The organism is Streptomyces sp. NPDC005775 (assembly GCF_042871565.1).
Taxonomy (GTDB): Bacteria; Actinomycetota; Actinomycetes; order Streptomycetales; family Streptomycetaceae; genus Streptomyces.
On sequence record NZ_JBIAIU010000027.1, the window covers coordinates 21784 to 39602 of the forward strand.

Below are 17819 nucleotides of genomic sequence, written 5' to 3' on the forward strand. Positions count from 1 at the left end.
CATCTGCTTCCTCATTTACGCGGCCGTGCCCGCCGGGTCAGCCCGGAGTGATGAACCCCGACTCGTACGCCGCGATGACCGCCTGGGTGCGGTCCCGGGCGCCGGTCTTCGCGAGGACGGCCGCCACATGGCTCTTCGCCGTCGCCGGGCCCACCCGCAACCGGCCGGCGATCTCCGCGTTGGTGAGGCCGCTCGCCATCAGCCGCAGCACGTCCGCCTCCCGGTCGGTGAGCCTGGCGGCCCACGGCGGCGCGGCGGACGGCCGGCGCTTTCCGTACGCGGCGGCCAGACCCCGTACCGCGGCGGGGAAGAGCAGCGAGTCGCTGCGGGCGACCAGCCGCACCGCCTGCACCAGGTCCTCGGCCGCCGCCCGCTTGAGGAGGAAACCGGCCGCCCCGGCGCGCAGCGCGTCGTACACGTAGGAGTCGTTCTCGAAGGTGGTGACGACGACGATGCGGGGGGCCGGGTCGAGCGTGGCCAGGATCTGCTCCGTGGCCCGGATCCCGTCGATCTCCGGCATCCGCACATCCATCAGCACCACGTCGGGGCGCAGTGCGCGCACCACGGAGACGGCCTCGGCGCCCGTCGACGCCTCACCGACCACCTCCAGACCGGTCTCGGCGTCCAGGATGACCCGCAGGGCGGTGCGGACCATGCGTTCGTCGTCGGCGAGGACGATCCGGACCGGTGTGCTCATCGCTGCTCCTGTGCGGGGGTGTGCAGGGGGAGGCGGACGGCCAGCCGCCACCCGCCCTCGTGCGGTCCGGCCTCGGTACGGCCACCGAGCAGGACGGCGCGCTCGGCGATACCGCGCAGTCCGCGGCCGCCGCCGGGCCGCGCCACCGCCGGCCGCTCCGGCAGGGGACTGTCCAGGACGATGTCCAGCTCGCCGGTGCCCACCGTGACCCGCAGCCGCACCGGCGCCCCGCGCCCGCCGTGCCGCAGCGCGTTGCTCAGTCCTTCCTGCACGATGCGGTAGGCCTCGCGGGACACCGGCCCGGGGACGGCGCCCGGATCGCCGTCGGCCGTGTGCGCGACGGGCAGGCCGCAGTGTGCGAGCAGCCCGTCCAGCGCGTCGAGCCCCGGGCCGGACGGCGCGTCCGGTGCCCCGGCCCCGTCGCGGTCGTCCCGGCGCAACAGGCCCAGCACGGTATCGAGTTCGCCGACCGTGCGCCGGGTCGTCTCCTCGATGGCGGTGAGCGCGGCCCGGACGAACTCCGGGTCGCTGTCCAGGACCCGGCGGGCCGCCCCCGCCTGGAGGGTGACGGCGCTGAGCGCGTGGCCGACCGAGTCGTGCAGTTCGCGGGCCAGCCGGTTGCGGACGGCCAGTTCCGCCGCGCGGCGTTCGGCGGCGGCCAGCCGGTCGTCCGGGGTCGGGCCGAGCAGTACCGGCGCCCGGTTCGCCAGCAGCGCCCCGGCCGCCGCCGCGCAGCCGGCCAGGGCCACCAGCATGGCGATCCCGGCGAGGGGTGCCAGGGCCAGGACCCACGTGCGGTCCAGCGCCGCGGGCAGGTCCAGCACGGGGGAGCCCCGCACGGCCGCGAAGAACGGCAGCCCCATGACACCGACGGCGAACGGGACCAGCGACAGCGTCATGCCGCTGATGACGCCGCCGAGCCCCACGTGCAGGGTGAACCAGGCCGACGAACGGACGCGTGCCTGCCGGGTCCTGGCGGGCCCCTCCGCGAGCGGCCGCTCCGGCGGCAGACCGCACAGGGCGCGGGCGGCGGCCACCGAGAGGGGCCGGGCGAGCGGGACGAGTGCGGTGACCGCGGCCATCGGCAGTGCGTAGGCGAACGCGATCAGTTGGTTGGCCGGCGAGCTGAAGACATTGACGTCGGTGCGGTACAGGCCGACGATCACCGTGCCGACCAGGAAGTACGGCATCAGCAGGGCGCCGCCGATGATGAGGTGCAGCCAGCGCTGCCGGGCCCGCCGCCCGAGCAGCGGTCTCACGCCCGGCGGCCCGCCGGCCCGCTCACGGCCGAGCGCTCCACCAGGAAGTACGCGCCCAGGGTCATCACGAGTGTCCCGACCAGCATCTGCACAGCGTAGATCAGCACCATGGCGGCGGTGGGCTGATCGGCGATGTCGTCGATGTCGCTCAGCGAGGCGATGCTCATCCAGCCGCCCCAGCAGGCTGTCGCTCCGGAGCCGCCCCAGGCCAGGGCGAGCGGTACCCACAGGGGCAGGGCGGAGTTCCGGCGGAGGGCGAGGAGCAGGATGCCGGCGACGGCGGCGGTGACGAAGAGGGCGAAGACCGCCTCGAGCACCGCGGAGCCGCTGGTGCGCTCCTCGATCCGGCCCTCGTTGAGACCGGCCGTCGAGCCTGCGGCCCACAGCAGGTGCAGGACGCCGGGCACCAGGGCGATCAGCGAGGCGGCGACGGCGGAGGCCCGCAGCGCGGGAGCGGTGGGGCTGTCCGGCAGTTCGCGCAGGGTGCCCTGCCAGAGGTGGCCCCAGCGGTCCCTGGCGTACAGCGCGAACAGGGTACCGAGGGCCAGTCCCTGGATGATGAAGCCGGTGTAGACGACGCCGAAGACCCACTCGTCGAGGAACGGGCGGCCGGCATCGCCCTTGTTGACGGTCTTCCCGCCCAGGGCCTGGACCAGCAGCTGGAGCGGGTAGCCGGTCATGATCGGCAGCAGCAGGCCGGTCGCCACCCACATCGGCAGAGCGAGCAGCCAGGCGGGTACGCGCCGGCCCCAGGCCTGGGTGAGCAGCAGGGCGATGACCACGACCGCGCTGTCCATCAGGACCGACGCGACGTTCGCGACAGCCATCGTGGCGCGGTGGTCGAGCAGCGAGCTGCCGGCCGGGATGCCGAGGTGACTGCCCGAGATCCAGGCGGTCTTGAGGACGATGTAGGGCAGGCAGGAGAGGATCGCGACGCTGCGCAGCGCGGTGCGCAGGCGGTCGGTGACCGGGGCGGCGGCTTCCGGCGCGGGAGCCGTTGCGAGAGGTGTCCGTGTCATGGCACCCACGCTGCCGCGCGGACGGTCAGGGCACGTCATGCCCGGCGACGATCCGTCTCCGCCGGACGGCGGAGACGGAACGCCGCGGCGGCTCAGACCAGTTCGGGCCGCAGCTCCGGCTGCCGCACGGGTGCGGGCTTCGGGTCCCACTGCCTGGAGGTCCGCACGTACGCGTAGATCACCGACACCATCGCCGCGATGAGCAGCGGGCCGAACAGCCACGGATGCGCGGCCATCTCCGTCGGCACCCAGCGGGCGGCCACCAGGATCGCGGCGAAGACCGCCGTTCCGTAGGCGACCAGCTGGGTCGCGGACCGGTCCCAGCCGCGTTCGAGCGCGCGCAGGGCCGTCTCGATCGTGAGGGTGAAGATCACTCCGGTGATGATGTCGATGCCGTAGTGGTAACCGAAGCCCAGCGTCGCGGCGAGGGTGGCGAGCAGCCAGAACGTGCCCGCGTACCGCAGGAACCGGGGGCCCTTGCGGGAATGGATGAAGATCGTGGTGGCCCATGCGGTGTGCAGGCTGGGCATGCAGTTGCGCGGGGTGAAGTCGTCGAACGGCATGTGCTGCGGGCCGCTGCTCGGTGGCATCGTGTCGGGCCACAGGTTGGCCGCGGCCCAGTGTCCGCCGTCGGCGCCGTAGGCGAAGACCGGTCCGACGACCGGGTAGATCATGTAGATGGCCGGCCCGAGGAGTCCGATGACCAGGAAGGTGCGGACCAGGTGGTGGGCCGGGAAGCGGCGTTCGGTGGCCACGTTGCGCAGCTGGTACAGCGCGACGACGACCGCGGCCACCGCGAGCTGGGTGTAGACGGAGTCGAGGAAGTGCTCACCGAACGATCCGGTGGCCCTGACCAGCCGGCCCACCAGCCACGAGGGGTTGCCCAGCGCGTGGTCGGCGGTCGCCACGTACTGGTCGAGCACCAGCGGGCGGGTCTTCGAGGTGATGAGCAACCAGGTGTCACCGGTCTTGCGGCCGGTCACCAGCAGCAGTCCCAGCCCGACGCCCTTGAGCAGCAGGAGGCGTTCCGCACCGGTGCGGCGGGTGACGGCGATGACCGCGCACCCCAGGATCACCCACAGCGCGCCGTTGCCGAAGGGGTGGCCGTGGGTCACCGGCGCGTCGGCGATCCATCGCACCAGCAGGATGACGAGGTCGATACCGATCGCGGTCCCGATCGCGATGAACCGCTGGCGCCAGGTGAGCACCACCATCATCAGGCCCATGCTGGCGTAGAGCAGGAATCCCGAGACGGGAGGGAATATCGCCTCTCGTGCCTGGCTGGCGATCGGCCCCGGCAGCCCGTAGTGGCGTGCGGCGATCTCCAGAGCGACCAGGAATCCGAGACCCACCACCCCCGCCGCGACCCACAGTGCCGTCTTCGGCCGACGCCAGGCACCGGGCGTAATTCCGTTGGTTATTCGCGAAAACACCCGCGATGCTATAGGTATCAAGGTTTGGCCGATTTGTTAGATGTTGGTGGAGTACGTCACGCCGTAGGTCACTTGTCGCACCGGGCAGCGTGTGCCGCCGGTGCGGTGTGAGCGATGAGGTCAATCGCCATGAATGCGTGCATGTTATCGGAGTGGTGTTCGAAGGTCCGATGGTCATGGCGGATTCCGCGACAGGCCGGTGCCTGCCTGTCGCGTGGGGCGGGGTGGCGGTCATCACCCGGCAGGTCTCACCCGGGCCGGTCCCGCCGGAGGCGGGCCTCGTCGGCGCCGGGCGCGTGGTCGGCGTCCTGTACCGGGCGCGACGAGACGTCCGGGGTCAGAGCCTGCGGGTGGCGAGGGTCAGCCGGTCCCGCGCGTCGAACAGCGCGTCCTTCACCATCTGCTCGTGCGCCGGCGTGAGCCGGGCGACCGGCACCGAGCAGCTGATGGCGTCGCGGGCCGGGGTGCGGTACGGGACCGCGACCCCGAAGCAGCGCAGCCCCAGGGTGTTCTCCTCGCGGTCCACGGCGTAGCCCTGTTCGCGGATCAGGTGCAGCTCCTCGATGAGCTTCTCCCGGTCGGTCAGCGTGTGTTCGGTCAGGGCGGGCAGCGTCTCGGGCAGCATCTTGCGGACCTGCTCGTCGCTGTGGGTGGCCAGCAGCGCCTTGCCGAGCGAGGTCGAGTGCGCCGGCAGCCGGCGGCCGACGCGGGTGAAGGGGCGCAGGTAGTGCTGGGACTGGCGGGTGGCGAGGTAGACGACGTTCGTCCCGTCGAGCCGGGCGAGGTGGATGGTCTCCGTGGTGTCGTCGGAGAGCCGGTCCAGGGTGGGGCGGGCGGCCGCGACCACCTCGTCGCCGTCGATGTACGAGGTGCCGACCAGCAGGGCCCGTACGCCGATCCCGTACCGCGTCCCCGTCGCGTCCGTCTCCACCCAGCCCAGCTCGACCAGCGTGCGCAGCAGCATGTAGAGGCTGGACTTGGGGTATCCGACGGCCTCCTGCACCGCGGCGAGGGAGTGCATGCCCGGCCGGCCGGCGAAGTACTCCAGCAACTCCACCGTCCGTACCGCGGACTTGACCTGTGCCCCACCAGACTCGGCAACCGACATCGCCCTACGCCCCTTCCAGCCCACTTACGAAACCCTGCGACTTCTTGCCAACACCGAACGCCCGGAAATAGAGTCGCCACCATATTCACGATCAGGAACTCTGTTCAGAATACCGAACAACTTCTGATGTGTGGCAGTGGAGCGGAAGGAAACACGGTGGCAGCAGCACCAGTCTGGAGCGTCGACCCCCGCACCGGGAACCCGCGTGAGCAGGTTGCGGTGGAGGCTACAGCGGAGGAGGTCGACCGCGCGGTCCGGGCCGCGCACGCCGTACGCGCCTCCCTCGCCGACCGCACCGTGCGCGCCGCGTTCCTGCGCACCGCGGCCGATCTGCTCACCGAGGCCGGTGAGCACGTCATCGAGGCCGCCGACGCCGAGACGGCGCTCGGCCCTGCCCGGCTGACCGGCGAACTCGCCCGCACCGCGGCCCAGCTGCGCGCCTTCGCGGAGGTCGTCGACGAGGGCGCGTACCTCGACATCCACATCGACCACGAGGACGCCACGCGCACCCCGCCGTGGCCGGACCTGCGCCGCTACAAGATCCCGCTCGGCGTCGTCGCCGTCTACGCGGCCAGCAACTTCCCGCTCGCGTTCTCCGTGCCGGGCGGTGACACCGCCAGCGCCCTCGCGGCCGGCTGCCCGGTCGTCGTCAAGGCGCACCCCGACCACCCCGCGACCTCCGAACTGTGCGGGGCCGTCCTGCGCCGGGCCGCGGCGCGGCACGGACTGCCCGAGGACATCCTCACCGTCGTGCACGGCTTCGAGGCGGGCGTCGAACTGGTCAAGCACCCCCTCGTCAGCGCGGCGGGCTTCACCGGCTCCATCCGCGGCGGCCGCGCCCTCTTCAACGCGGCAGCCGCGCGGCCGGTCCCCATCCCCTTCCACGGCGAGCTCGGCTCCCTCAACCCCGTCGTCATCACCGAGGCCGCCGCCGCCGAGCGCGGCGAGCAGCTCGGCGCCGGGCTCGGGGGCTCGATGACCATGGGCGCGGGCCAGTTCTGTACCAAGCCCGGATTCGTCCTGGCCCCCGCGGGCGAGAACGGCGACCGGCTGCTGAAGTCCCTCACCGGAGCGGTCAGCGACACCGAGGCCGGAGTCCTGCTCGACCACCGCATGCGCGACGCCTTCCTCGCCGGCGTGAGCGAGCGGGCCGCCCTCCCGGACGTGGAGGCCCCGGTCACCCCCGGTGCGGGCGGTGAACACACCGTCGCAGCAGGCTTCCTGACCGTACCGGCGCAGCTGCTCGCCACCGAGGGGCCGCACGACGCGCTCCTGGAGGAGTGCTTCGGCCCGGTCACCGTCGTCGCCCGCTACACCAGTGACGACGAGATCACCGCGGTCCTGTCCCGGCTGCCGGGCAACCTCACCGCCACGCTCCAGATCGCCACCGAGGAGACCGACGACAGCGCCGCCGCGCTCCTGGACGCGCTCACCCCGCTCGCCGGACGCGTCCTCGTCAACGGCTGGCCGACCGGCGTCGCCGTCGCCCCCGCCCAGCACCACGGCGGCCCCTACCCGGCCACCACCTCCACGTCCACCTCGGTCGGCGCGACCGCGATCGAGCGCTGGCTGCGCCCGGTCAGCTACCAGACCACCCCCGACGCGCTGCTCCCGCCCGAGCTGCGCGAAGACAACCCGCTGGGCCTGCCCCGCCGCGTGAACGGACACCGCTCATGACCCTGAGCCTCCCCGAACTCCCCTTCTCCCTGGAAGCGTTCGGCCCCGCGACCGGGTGGAACTACGAGGAGGGCGTACTCACCGGCCGTGCGGGCGCCCGCCAGGACCGCTTCGTCCCGCCGGACGGCGAGGGCCTCGAATCGGCGAGCGACGCCCCCCGGCTGCTGGGTGCCGCCCCGGCGGGCGACTTCCAGCTGATCGCCCGGGTCCGCGTCGGCTTCGCCGCCGCCTTCGACGCGGGGGTCCTGTACCTCCACGTCGGCGACCGGGAGTGGGCCAAGGTCTGCCTGGAGCTGTCCCCGGACCGCCCCACCATCTGCACCGTCGTCACCCGCGGCCACTCCGACGACGTCAACTCGTTCGTCGTGGACGGCGACACCTACTGGCTGCGCCTGAGCCGCACGGGCAACGCCTTCGCGTACCACGCCTCGCCCGACGGTGAGAAGTGGACCTTCGTCCGCGTCTTCGCCCTGGGCGAGCCGGAGCGGGCCGCGACCGCGGCCATCGGCTTCCTCGCCCAGTCGCCCACGGGCGACGGCTGCGAGGTCTCCTTCGACCGGATCGAATTCCGCCCGGCGGGGATCGCGGACCTGCGCGACGGCAGCTGAGCTGCGCGTCCACCCGCCGGGTTCCGGCGGGTGGACGGCAGTGGGATTTCCCGCAGGCCCCAGAGCCGTGCCGGCGACGGCGTGGGCCGAGGGGAATGGGAGCGGCCCCGTCCGCGTTTCCCCCCTGAACGGAGGATCCCTCCGTGCTGTGGGAGCAGCCGCACGAGAGCCTGGAGAGAAGAAGAGTCATGCGCGTCGAGATCTGGAGCGACATCGCCTGCCCGTGGTGCTACATCGGCAAGGCCCGGTTCGAGAAGGGCCTGGCAGGGTTCGCCCACCGCGACGAGGTCGAGGTGGTCCACCGCTCCTTCGAACTCGACCCCGGGCGCGCCAAGGGCGACACCGCGCAGGTCATCGACATGCTGGCGCAGAAGTACGGGCGCACCCGTGAGGAAGCGCGCTCCATGGAGGCGAACGTCGCGGCCAACGCCCAGGCCGAAGGGCTCGGCTACCGCACCGAGGGCCGTGACCACGGCAGCACCTTCGACATCCACCGGCTGCTTCATCTGGCCAAGGCCCGCGGCCGTCAGGACGAGCTGCTGAGCCTCGCCTACCGGGCGAACTTCGCCGAGGAGCGGTCCGTCTACGACGACGAGGTGCTGGCCGAGCTGGCCGTCGAGGCCGGTCTCGACGCCGACGAGGCGCGCGCGGTGCTCGCCGACCCGCAGGCGTACGCGGCCGAGGTGCGGGCCGATGAGCAGGAGGCGTCCGAGCTGGGCGCCAACGCGGTGCCGTTCTTCGTGCTCGACAGGCGCTACGGCATCTCCGGCGGCCAGCCCGCCGAGGTCTTCGCCCAGGCGCTGGAGCAGGCGTGGAAGGACCGCCCGCTGACCGCCGTCGGCGGGGACGCGGCGGCCTGCGACGCCGACGGTGCGTGCGAGGTTCCGCAGGCGGGCACCATCGCCTGAGCCCATGAGCTGCGCTCATAAGCATTACTTGGACGACCCCCTTAACTCTTGGCGATTGACTATGAGTTAAGGGGGATTCAGGCTGGGCCCATGAAGATCTCTTCGCTCAGCCGTGCGGTGTCCGCCGAGTTCGCGCCGGAGACCGCCTACCTCAACACCTCCACCTGCGGGCTGCTGCCCCGGCGCACCGTCGACGCGGTGAGAGCCCTCGCCGAGGACAACACCACGGGCCGCCGGAACGGCGCGGGCGATTTCGAGGCGGTGGACCGGGCCAGGGGTGGCTTCGCGCGGCTCGCCGGTGTCGACGCCGGCCGGGTCGCCGTCGGCAGTTCAGTGACCGTCCATGTCGGTCTGATCGCCTGCTCGCTGCCCGCCGGGTCCGAAGTGCTGGCGCCCGAGGGTGAGTTCAGCTCGGTCGTCACCCCCTTCGCGGTGCGCGGCGATCTGAGGACGCGCTACGTCCCGCTGGCTGAACTGGCCGACGCGGTGCGCCCCGAAACCGCGCTCGTCGCCTTCTCCTCCGTCCAGTCCGCCGACGGCCGGCTCGCCGACCTGGACGCGGTGCGGGCCGCGGCTGCCGCCCACGGGGCCCGTACGCTGCTGGACGCCACCCAGTCGGCGGGCTGGCTGCCGCTCGATGCCGGGGCGTACGACTACACGGTCGCGGGCGGCTACAAGTTCCTGCTCTGCCCGCGCGGCGCGTCGTTCCTCACCGTCACGGAGGAGGCGCAGCACTCCCTGCCGCCGGTCCTCGCCGGCTGGGTCGCGGCCGAGGACCCGTGGAGCAGCACCTACGGGCCGGTCACCGAGCTCGCCTCCGACGCCCGCCGCTACGACGAGCCGCCCGCGTTCCTCTCGTACCACGGCGCCGAGCACTCCCTCGCGCTGCTGAACGAGATCGGGATCGACGCCGTCCACGACCACGCCACGGGGCTCGCGGCCCGGTTCCGGGAAGGGCTCGAAGGGCTGGGCCACAAGGTCGTGGCGGCCCCGACGGCCGTCGTCGGGGTGCCCGGACTCGGTGACCGGGCGTCGGAGCTGGAGCGGGCCGGGGTGATGGTCTCCAACCGGGCCGGCAACCTGCGGGCGGCCTTCCACCTGTACAACACCGAGGCCGATGTGGACCGCGCCCTGGACGTGCTCGCGGGCTGAGGCCGTCAGCGGCTCTCCGGGCAGTCCGCCGCTTCCCGGCAGAGGTTCTCCTCGACCTTGGCCAGCAGCCGCGCCAGCTCCTGGCGCTCGTCCCCGTCCAGGCCCGCGAGGGTGTGCTCCTCCAGATTCGTCCAGGCCCGCTCCACGTCGGAGAGCAGTGCGCAGCTGTCGTCGGTGGCCTCGACCAGGACGGCCCTGCGGTCGGCCGGGTCGGGGCTGCGGCGTACGTGTCCGGACTGCTCCAGGCGCTGGAGCATCTTGGTGACGGTGGAGGGGTCCAGGTCCACCGCCTTGATCACCTCGGACTGGCGGACCGCACCCGCGTCCCAGAGGTACATCATCAGGAACTCCTGGCCGGGGTAGAGCCCCGCGCACTTCAGCTGTCTGCCCGCCGCGATCCGGTGCAGCCGTGCGACCCGGGACACGGCATGGCTGACCGGGCCGCCGCGGGCGGCGCTGGGGAGCTCGGTACAGGCGGGATCGGAGGTCATCGAGGGCTCCTCGGGCGGTGCGGGGCGGCTCCGCGGCTGCGGGACACGGCTTCGCGCGAACTTTACCTTGGTCGGCCAAGTAATGCGCTACAGTGACGCACGCCGCAGATGATTGGCCGACCACATAGTTTTGGTTGGCCGACCACACCTCTCTCTCCTGGGGGCTTCTCATGACCACAGCGTTCGACCCGCTCGACCTGGCCGGCACCCGGCTCGCCAACCGCATCGCGATGGCGCCGATGACCCGCAGCCGGGCGGGCGAGGGCGGGGCGCCCACCGATCTGACGGCCGAGTACTACGCCCAGCGCGCCTCGGCGGGCCTCGTCATCACCGAGGGCATCCAGCCATCGGTCGTGGGGCAGGGCTACCCCAGCACCCCGGGGCTGCACAGCGACGAGCAGATCGCCGCCTGGCACAAGGTCACCGACGCCGTGCATGACCGGGGTGGACGGATATTCGCACAGGTCATGCACGCGGGCCGGATCGGCCACCCGGTCCTGCTGCCCGACGGACTCACTCCCGTCGGCGCTTCCGCGGTCGCCGCCACCGGACAGGTCTTCACGCACGTGGGCGCGAAGGACTTCGTCACCCCGCGCGAGCTGACCGACACCGAGATCCGGGCGACGATCGCCGACTTCGCCTCCGCGGCGCGCGCCGCGGTGGACGCCGGCTTCGACGGAGTGGAACTGCACGGCGCCAACGGATACCTGATCCACCAGTTCCTGGCGCCCAACTCCAACCGGCGCACCGACGGGTGGGGCGGTTCCGTGGAGGGCCGGATCCGGTTCGCCCTGGAGACCGTGCGCGCCGTCGTCGCCGAGATCGGTGCCGCCCGCACCGCGATCCGTCTCTCGCCCGGCAATCCGTACAACGACATCGACGAGCCCGCGCCCGAGGCCACGTACAGCGCGCTGGTGCGGGCGATCGAGCCGCTCGGGCTCGCCTATCTGCACCTCGTGGAGGGCTCGGCCGGCGACCGGCCGCTGACCGAATCCCTGCGCAAGCAGTTCAACGGCACCCTCGTCCTCAACCCGGCGAGCGAGGGGTCGACCGGGCCCGAGGCACTGGCCCTGATCGAGGAGGGCGTGGCCGACCTCGTCTCGTACGGTGTGCTGTTCCTGGCCAACCCGGACCTGCCGGAGCGGCTCCGCGCCGGCGGTCCCTTCAATGCTCCGGACGCCACGACCTTCTACGGGGGCGACCACCACGGCTACACGGACTACCCGGTGCTGGGGGCCTGAGGCCGGCGACCGGGCGCCCGGCAGGGTACCGCTTGCGCGAGACCCGCCCCGGGGGGTGCGGCCGCCGGCGCGCGGCGGGCCCGACCCGAGGGCGGACCCGCCGCGGTCCCTACGCCTTCTTCAGGGTGAAGTCGGTGGTCACGGTTCCCTTCTTGACGACCTTGACGGTGGCCACCGTCGGGGCGTAACCGTCCTTGGCGACGATCACGGTGAGGGGGTTGTTACGGGCGTCCAGCCAGAGTGCGTAGTGGCCGTCCTTGTCGGTGGTCAGGGTGTACGAGGACGTCCACGAGTCGATCTGGACGGTCGCTCCCTTGAGGGGGGCCGTGGAGCCGGCGGCCGACTTGCCGAGCACCGTTCCGGTGATCTTGCCCCAGGTCTTCGGCGGGGCCACCGTCATGGTGACGGGGACCGGCGCCACCGGGTAGGGAGTGCTGGCCGAGATGCCGATCTGGGCCGTGAACTCCCCGGGCTGGGTGATCTCCTCGACCGAGGCATTCACCGTCACCGCGAACGAGAAGCTGTCTCCCGGGGCGAGTTTGACCTCCGAGTAGTCCAGCGACAGCCAGCTGACGTCCGATCCGCCGGCCTGGTCGTAGCCGGCGAGCAGTTCCACGGCGGTGGACGGGGCGCTGGGAGCGTCTGCCCCGCCGACCTTGTAGAAGCCCGGGGCGCCGCCGCCGCGGTAGGTCGCCACGTCGGCGTTGGGCAGGGACGACCAGGTTCCGGCGGCCGGGTCGTAGGCGTATCCCGCATTGGTGAGAGCGCCGTCGCTGACGCCGGAGGAGATCAGCAGCAGACCGTTGGCCGAGGTGTAGGACGAGGCCCACCCGGTCTCCGGCATGTCCGGCAGGGCCGACCAGGAGTCGGCGGCGGGGTCGTAGACGTAGGCGGACTTCAGCTCACCGGCGCTGTTGGTACCGCCGGCGCAGTACAGCAGCCCGCTGATGGTGCCGCACGACTCCCAGGCGACGTTCTCCGGGTAGTTCGCCGCGGTGGACCACGAGTCGTCCGACGGGTCGTAGACCGTCACCGACGCGGAGCCGCATGCGGTGGTGCAGCCGCCGACGGAGTACAGCTTGCCGTTCAGGACCGCGGAGCCCGCGCCCGCCAGCGGAGCCGGCGAGGAGGCGCCGGTCGTCCAGGTGTTGGAGGCGGGGTCGTAGATCTCCAGCTTGGCGTCCGGGTCCCCACTGGCGCCCCAGCCGCCGGCGATGTACAGCTTTCCGTTGATGAAGCCGCGGGCCGGAGCCTCCCGGGTGTCGGCCGCGTCGGCCAGCTTCGTCCAGCCGTCCGCCGCGTCGTAGGAGTACAGCGACCTGGTGTCGTCCGTACCGTCGAAGCCGAACGCCGAGTAGACCTTGCCGTTGTCCACGGCGACCGCGTTGTCCATGACGGCATCGGGCAGATCGGCCACCGTCTGCCAGGCGTCACCGCCTTCGGCCGGAGCGACCGTGGCACCGGCGGTCCTGCCGGCGGCCTTCAGGCTCTTCGACGACAGGGGCGAGTAGTCCCCCTTCCTGCTGATCAGCGGGGCGCCCGAAGCGGCCGGTGTGAAGGCGCCGCTCTTCTCGTCCAGCTTGACGGTGGCGTCGGCGCCACCGGTGTTCTTGACCGTGACGGTTCTGGTCGCCGAACCGCCCCAGGCGACCGGGGCGGTGACCGCGGCCGGGGTGACCTTGAGACGCCCCGCCTTGAGCGAGAAGTTCTTGGTCACCGTCGAGTCGGCGGCGAGGGTCACGGCCTTGGACGCGGTGGTGTACTTGGCCTTCGCGGCAGTCACGGTCTGCTTGCCGACCGGTGCGAAGGCCCAGAAGAAGCCGTCACCGAGCGTCGCGTCGTCCGGGGTGGCGGCCGAGGTCGTGCTCACGGCGCCGTCGCCGGTACCGGTGAGCGTGGCCCCGGCGATGCCGGCACCGGTGTTGGCATCGGTGACCTGCCCGACGACAAGGCCGCCGGGGACGGCCGACAGGCTGCGGGAACCGACGAACACGTCGTCGAGCTGCCACCACCAGCTGAACTTGCCGGTGAAGTGGAACCGCACCCGGACGTCGGACTTGCCGGCGTAGTCGGTGAGCGTAACGGTGATCTTCGAGCCGGTGACGGCGGTGGTGTGCGAGGAGACGGCGGACCAGGTGGTGCCACCGTCCGAGCTCACCTCGACGTCGGCTTTCTGACCGGAGTACGGCTTGTAGCTGGTCCGGTAGCTCAGCTCGGGCAGCTCCGTGCCCGAGAAATCGTAGGACGGGCTGGTCAGCGTGGAGTTCTGAACCTTTCCGCTGCCCGCCTTGTCGCTGTCCACGATGGCGAAGGCGCCCTTGCCGCCGGTGGTGTTCGTACGCTTGCCGGGGTCGTCGAACTGCCATCCACCGGAGGTGCCCTCGGCGTTGTCGACGGTCCATCCCTCGGGGGCCGACGTGGTCGAGTCGAAGGGCTCGGTGACGCCCTCGTCCGTCACCGTGTACCCGGCCGCGGTGTCCGCCCAGGCGTCCACCGGCAGGCTCACATTGGCGGAGACCGCCGAGTCGCCCACCGTGATGTTCTTGGTGGCGCTCCGGTAGCCCGGGTAGTTGCTGGTGACCTTCAGCGTGTACGACGTGCCGGCCGGGAGCTCGACCGCGTAGGTGCCGGTGCTGGGGTCGGTCTCGACGGGCGCGCCGGGCACTCCCTCGACGCTGATGGCCGCGTAGAGCGGCCAGCCGTGGCCGGAGCCGTCGGTGACCTTGCCGGAGACGGTCCGGGTCGGGACCGGCGTGAGCGCGAGGCTCCTGTTCACCGTGCCGCCGTCGGTGATCTCGACGCCGGGGACGGTGGTCGTGGTGTAGCCGTGGGCGATGACCTTCAGGTCGTAGGTGCCGGGCGGCAGGGTCAGTGAATAGGTGCCGTCCGCACCGGACTCGGTCCGGGCGTCGCCCGCGGTGATCTCCGCGCCCGCGACGGGTGCGCCGGTGGCGGTGTCGGTGACGCTACCGCTCACCACGCCGTGCGGCCCGCTGCGGAAGGCCTGCACGCCGTTGGGAGTGCCGAGGCCGGTCGGACCGTCCCAGCCCGTGCCCGCGCTGCACAGCCTGGCCGGGGTGCAGGAGCCGTTGGTGCCGTCCACGACGTCGTTCAGACCGCTGCCGCCGGCCGCGTAGGGGTAGGCGGCGGGGTAGGAGCCCGCCGGCGGGGTGCCGGCCGCCGCGTACACACCGGCGATGATCGGTGAGGAGGCGCTGGTGCCGCCGTAGACGGCCCAGCCGTCCCCGCCGTAGGTCTGGTAGACCGAGACACCGGTCAACGGGTCGGCGACCGCGGCGACATCGGAGACCGCGCGCTTGTCGCAGTCGGTGCTGACGCTCTTCTGCCAGGCGGGCCTGGCCTCGTAGAGCGAGCAGCCCGAGCCCGGGCCGCCGTAGCTGTTGGACCAGACCGATTCGGACCAGCCGCGGGCAGTGGAGGAGTCCTGCTCCAGGGCTGTGCCGCCCACGGAGGTCACGTACTGGGAGGCCGCGGGGTAGGAGACGCCGTACGCGCTGTCGCCCGAGGAGGCGACCACGGCGACACCCGGGTGGTTGTAGTGGGCGTCGAATTCGGTGGTCTCCGCCGGATCCTCACCACTGCCCGGAGTACTGGAATAGCCCGTGCCGTAGGAGTTCGAGACGTACTTGGCGCCCTGCGCGACCGCTTGGTCGACGGAGGCGCCCATGTCCTCGAAACTGGCGGAGTCGGCTTCGACCAGGACGATCTTCGCGTACGGCGCGGCGGCCGAGACCATGTCCAGGTCGAGCGAGATCTCACCGGCCCAGCCGCTGTCGGCCGCCGGGTAGTCGGTGCCACCGCGCTGGTCGACCTTCTTGAAGCAGCCGTTGTCCGTGGTGCAGGCCGGCAGCCCGTACTGCGCCCGGTAGACCGCGAGGTCCTCCTCGGCGGTCGGGTCGTCATAGGCATCGACGATGGCGATCGTCTGCCCCGCCCCGCCGTCGGCCGGCAGGTTGTAGGCGCCCTGGAGCGCGGTGGCGCCCCACCCGCTCGGGGTCGCGGCCTCGGGCTGGACGCCCTCCCTGGCGGCCACGTCGGTGCGGCGCAGCGCGAAGCAGCGGACCTGGCCGGGCCCGGGTTCGGCGCAGGAGGCCTCCACGGACGGTTTGGTGTTCAGGTCGGCACTCGCGGAAGCCGTCGCGGTCGCCGCCGGAGCGGTGAGTCCCAGTAATGCGAGGGCTGAGGCGCCGGCCAGGGCGGTCAGCCCGGTCCAGGCGGATCTTGTCCGTCTGACAGCCGGTCTGGATATGCCGGTGACAGTCAATTGCGTGTCTCCCATGTGATGCACGGGTCGACCACACGCTTTTCAGGTCGACGGCGAATGGTTTTCGCCGGTCACCACTTAGCCGTTATTTGGGAGGCATATGTCAATGATGCGATCGTTAATTATTCATTTCTCGCGGGCCGAAGTGGCTCATTTTCGAGCGAATCGAGAGGAAAGAGACGCGCGGCCGAGTGCAGTGGTCTAGGCCTCCAGTGCTCCGCGCTCGGTTCGCCCGGCACCGAGGTCGGCACCGAGGTCGGCACCGAGCCGCTCATGAGTGACGTCATTTACTGGTAAGTCGCCGCATGGCAGGCCGAAGTGGCGTCCAGGTGGGCCGGGGTGGACCGATCACGGCCGGCGGCGCGCGGTCGGAGAGTAGTCCGAAGTCGCCAGGGCGGTGAGTGTCATTTCGGCCAGTTGATCACGGTGCGGCCGGGCCGGTATTCCCGGGCGGTGGCGGCTACCGGCGCGTTCGTCGATGGAGGCATGGTTCCGTGACTACTTTCGGACATGATCTGTGTAAGCAGCACGGGTGTAGCGGATATCTGCTTGTAAACCTTAATGGAAAAGGCTGCTCCGCTTGTGGATGCGTGTGCCGGTTGGTCGACCGGGTGGAAAAGAGCCAAAAGGCGGAGCGGGTGAAATGTTTATTCGCGACTGTCGGGCGAAGATGCCGGCGGCCCGGGAGGGTGAACCTGGGTCGACGGACTTCTGTGCGGGAGAGTGCCGCGCCCGGTTCACGCGGCCTGGCCCCGCGTGTCCCGTTCCCCGGTGTCGTGCGGGCGGGCGTCCGTGCGACCGGGGCGCGCCTCGCCGTTTAGTGGTCTAGACCACGCCGCGTACGCGTGGGGCGGGGCACCGCGAGCCTCCGCAGCTACGCCGATTCGCGGCGGACCAGCTCCGTGGGCAGTATCACCGCGGCCGGGTCCTCCCCGCCGATCTGGGCCAGCAGCACCCGCACCATCTCGGCGCTGATCCGGTCCCACGGCTGACGGATCGTCGTCAGCGCAGGCCGGGAGGCGAGCGCCGCGGGGGAGTCGTCGAAACCGCCCACCGCCACGTCCTGCGGCACCCGGCGCCCGGCCTTCTCCAGTGCGGCGAGCACCCCCTGCGCCATCAGGTCCGAGGCGACGAACACCGCGTCCAGGTCCGGGGCCCGCTCCAGCAGCAGCCGGGCGGCCGCCTCGCCGCCGGCCCGGCTGTAGTCGCCCGGCGCGATCAGCGCGTCGTCTGCGGGCAGCCCGCAGTCGGCCAGCATCTCGCGGTAGCCCGCGAGCCGCTCCACCCCGCCCGGGGTGTCCAGCGGGCCGCTGACCGTACCGATCCGGCGACGCCCCGACTCGTACAGGAAACGCACCATGTCCCGCGCGCCGTCCCGGTCGTCGGCCGCCACGTAGCTGACCTTGGACTTCTGCCCGAGCGGTTTCCCGCAGGCGACGAGGGGGACACCGGCCTCGTGCAGCTGCGCGGCGACCGGGTCGCCCGAATGGCTGGAGACCAGCAGGACCCCGTCCACATGGCCGGCGATGTACCGCATGTTCCGGCGGCGCTCCGCCTCCGTACCCGCGATCATCAGCAGCAGCGGGATGTCGTGCGCGGCCAGCGCGCTCGTGCAGCCGCGCAGCAGCACATTGAAGTTCGGGTCCTCGAAGAACCGCTCCTGCGGCTCGGTGAGCAGGAACGCCACCGAGTCCGAGCGGCCGGTGATCAGCGACCTGGCGTGCCGGTTCACCGTGTAACCGGTCTTGCGGATGGCGGAGTTGACCGCGTCCAGTGCGGCCGGACTGACGTTGTGGCCGCCGTTCAGCACCCGGGAGACCGTGCCTCGGGAGACCCCGGCCTCCCGGGCCACGTCGTGGATGGTCGGCGGCCGTCGGCGTCCCGTACCGGTCTGTTCTGTGCGGCTCATGGTGCGTGATCTTTCGTCAGGTGACGTCCTGG

General features: G+C 71.7%; 13 protein-coding genes. 5 read left to right on the forward strand and 8 right to left on the reverse strand.

The features are described 5' to 3' along the window. Positions 1–37: 37 nt before the first annotated feature. The 5 genes from ACFYPA_RS36455 to ACFYPA_RS36475 form a co-directional block, all read right to left on the reverse strand. Positions 38–697, reverse strand: coding sequence for a response regulator transcription factor (locus ACFYPA_RS36455; protein WP_359353433.1), 660 nt, complete (start codon positions 695–697; stop codon positions 38–40). Further along, positions 694–1956 carry a histidine kinase gene (locus ACFYPA_RS36460; RefSeq protein WP_359353431.1) on the reverse strand — a complete coding sequence of 421 codons (1263 nt, stop codon included), beginning with the start codon at positions 1954–1956 and terminating at the stop codon, positions 694–696. The genes ACFYPA_RS36455 and ACFYPA_RS36460 overlap by 4 nt, the downstream gene beginning before the upstream one ends. Then, complete coding sequence (locus ACFYPA_RS36465) at positions 1953–2975, reverse strand: hypothetical protein (RefSeq protein WP_359353428.1); 1023 nt, start codon at positions 2973–2975, stop codon at positions 1953–1955. Before ACFYPA_RS36465 ends, ACFYPA_RS36460 begins: the two co-directional genes overlap by 4 nt. A gap of 92 nt (positions 2976–3067) precedes the next feature. Then, entirely contained in the window at positions 3068–4384 is a 1317-nt protein-coding gene (locus ACFYPA_RS36470) for a phosphatase PAP2 family protein (protein WP_389136895.1), read from the reverse strand. A gap of 361 nt (positions 4385–4745) precedes the next feature. Further along, a complete protein-coding gene (locus ACFYPA_RS36475; protein WP_219569419.1) occupies positions 4746–5516 on the reverse strand; it encodes an IclR family transcriptional regulator in 771 nt (256 codons plus the stop codon). Between the two features lie 156 nt (positions 5517–5672). On the opposite strand from ACFYPA_RS36475, the gene ACFYPA_RS36480 reads away from it, so the two are divergent. From ACFYPA_RS36480 to ACFYPA_RS36495, 4 genes are all read left to right on the forward strand, one after another. After that, positions 5673–7193, forward strand: a complete 1521-nt coding sequence (locus tag ACFYPA_RS36480) for an aldehyde dehydrogenase (NADP(+)) (RefSeq protein WP_359084993.1) — start codon at positions 5673–5675, stop codon at positions 7191–7193. Continuing rightward, the gene (locus ACFYPA_RS36485) at positions 7190–7801 is read left to right on the forward strand and encodes a DUF1349 domain-containing protein (protein ID WP_359353426.1); all 612 of its coding nucleotides are present in this window, start codon (positions 7190–7192) and stop codon (positions 7799–7801) included. Before ACFYPA_RS36480 ends, ACFYPA_RS36485 begins: the two co-directional genes overlap by 4 nt. Before the next feature lie 188 nt (positions 7802–7989). After that, the gene (locus tag ACFYPA_RS36490) at positions 7990–8709 is read left to right on the forward strand and encodes a DsbA family oxidoreductase (protein ID WP_359084990.1); all 720 of its coding nucleotides are present in this window, start codon (positions 7990–7992) and stop codon (positions 8707–8709) included. Positions 8710–8799: 90 nt separating this feature from the next. Next, positions 8800–9861 (forward strand): aminotransferase class V-fold PLP-dependent enzyme, encoded by a 1062-nt coding sequence (locus ACFYPA_RS36495; protein ID WP_359314878.1) that lies wholly within the window; start codon positions 8800–8802, stop codon positions 9859–9861. A 5-nt stretch (positions 9862–9866) separates the two neighbouring features. Here ACFYPA_RS36495 and ACFYPA_RS36500 read toward each other — a convergent pair whose 3' ends face one another. Next, on the reverse strand, positions 9867–10352 hold the full coding sequence (locus tag ACFYPA_RS36500) for a MarR family winged helix-turn-helix transcriptional regulator (protein WP_359084988.1): 486 nt from the start codon (positions 10350–10352) through the stop codon (positions 9867–9869). Positions 10353–10522: 170 nt separating this feature from the next. Here ACFYPA_RS36500 and ACFYPA_RS36505 point away from each other — a divergent pair, with 170 nt between their 5' ends. Beyond that, positions 10523–11593, forward strand: coding sequence for an alkene reductase (locus ACFYPA_RS36505; RefSeq protein ID WP_359353402.1), 1071 nt, complete (start codon positions 10523–10525; stop codon positions 11591–11593). A 109-nt stretch (positions 11594–11702) separates the two neighbouring features. Here the strand turns inward: ACFYPA_RS36505 and ACFYPA_RS36510 are convergent, their stop codons facing one another. Both ACFYPA_RS36510 and ACFYPA_RS36515 read right to left on the reverse strand, forming a co-directional pair. After that, positions 11703–15878, reverse strand: coding sequence for a carboxypeptidase regulatory-like domain-containing protein (locus ACFYPA_RS36510; protein ID WP_359353400.1), 4176 nt, complete (start codon positions 15876–15878; stop codon positions 11703–11705). A gap of 874 nt (positions 15879–16752) precedes the next feature. Beyond that, complete coding sequence (locus ACFYPA_RS36515) at positions 16753–17787, reverse strand: LacI family DNA-binding transcriptional regulator (RefSeq protein WP_359314886.1); 1035 nt, start codon at positions 17785–17787, stop codon at positions 16753–16755. Positions 17788–17819: the final 32 nt, after the last annotated feature.

What these genes read in the sequence shown, in the direction of transcription:
- ACFYPA_RS36455 (WP_359353433.1), bottom strand. Translation starts at nt 697, where the DNA reads ATGAGCACACCGGTCCGGATCGTCCTCGCCGACGACGAACGCATGGTC.
- ACFYPA_RS36465 (WP_359353428.1), bottom strand. Translation starts at nt 2,975, where the DNA reads ATGACACGGACACCTCTCGCAACGGCTCCCGCGCCGGAAGCCGCCGCC.
- ACFYPA_RS36475 (WP_219569419.1), bottom strand. Translation starts at nt 5,516, where the DNA reads ATGTCGGTTGCCGAGTCTGGTGGGGCACAGGTCAAGTCCGCGGTACGG.
- ACFYPA_RS36485 (WP_359353426.1), top strand. Translation starts at nt 7,190, where the DNA reads ATGACCCTGAGCCTCCCCGAACTCCCCTTCTCCCTGGAAGCGTTCGGC.
- ACFYPA_RS36490 (WP_359084990.1), top strand. Translation starts at nt 7,990, where the DNA reads ATGCGCGTCGAGATCTGGAGCGACATCGCCTGCCCGTGGTGCTACATC.
- ACFYPA_RS36495 (WP_359314878.1), top strand. Translation starts at nt 8,800, where the DNA reads ATGAAGATCTCTTCGCTCAGCCGTGCGGTGTCCGCCGAGTTCGCGCCG.
- ACFYPA_RS36500 (WP_359084988.1), bottom strand. Translation starts at nt 10,352, where the DNA reads ATGACCTCCGATCCCGCCTGTACCGAGCTCCCCAGCGCCGCCCGCGGC.
- ACFYPA_RS36505 (WP_359353402.1), top strand. Translation starts at nt 10,523, where the DNA reads ATGACCACAGCGTTCGACCCGCTCGACCTGGCCGGCACCCGGCTCGCC.
- ACFYPA_RS36515 (WP_359314886.1), bottom strand. Translation starts at nt 17,787, where the DNA reads ATGAGCCGCACAGAACAGACCGGTACGGGACGCCGACGGCCGCCGACC.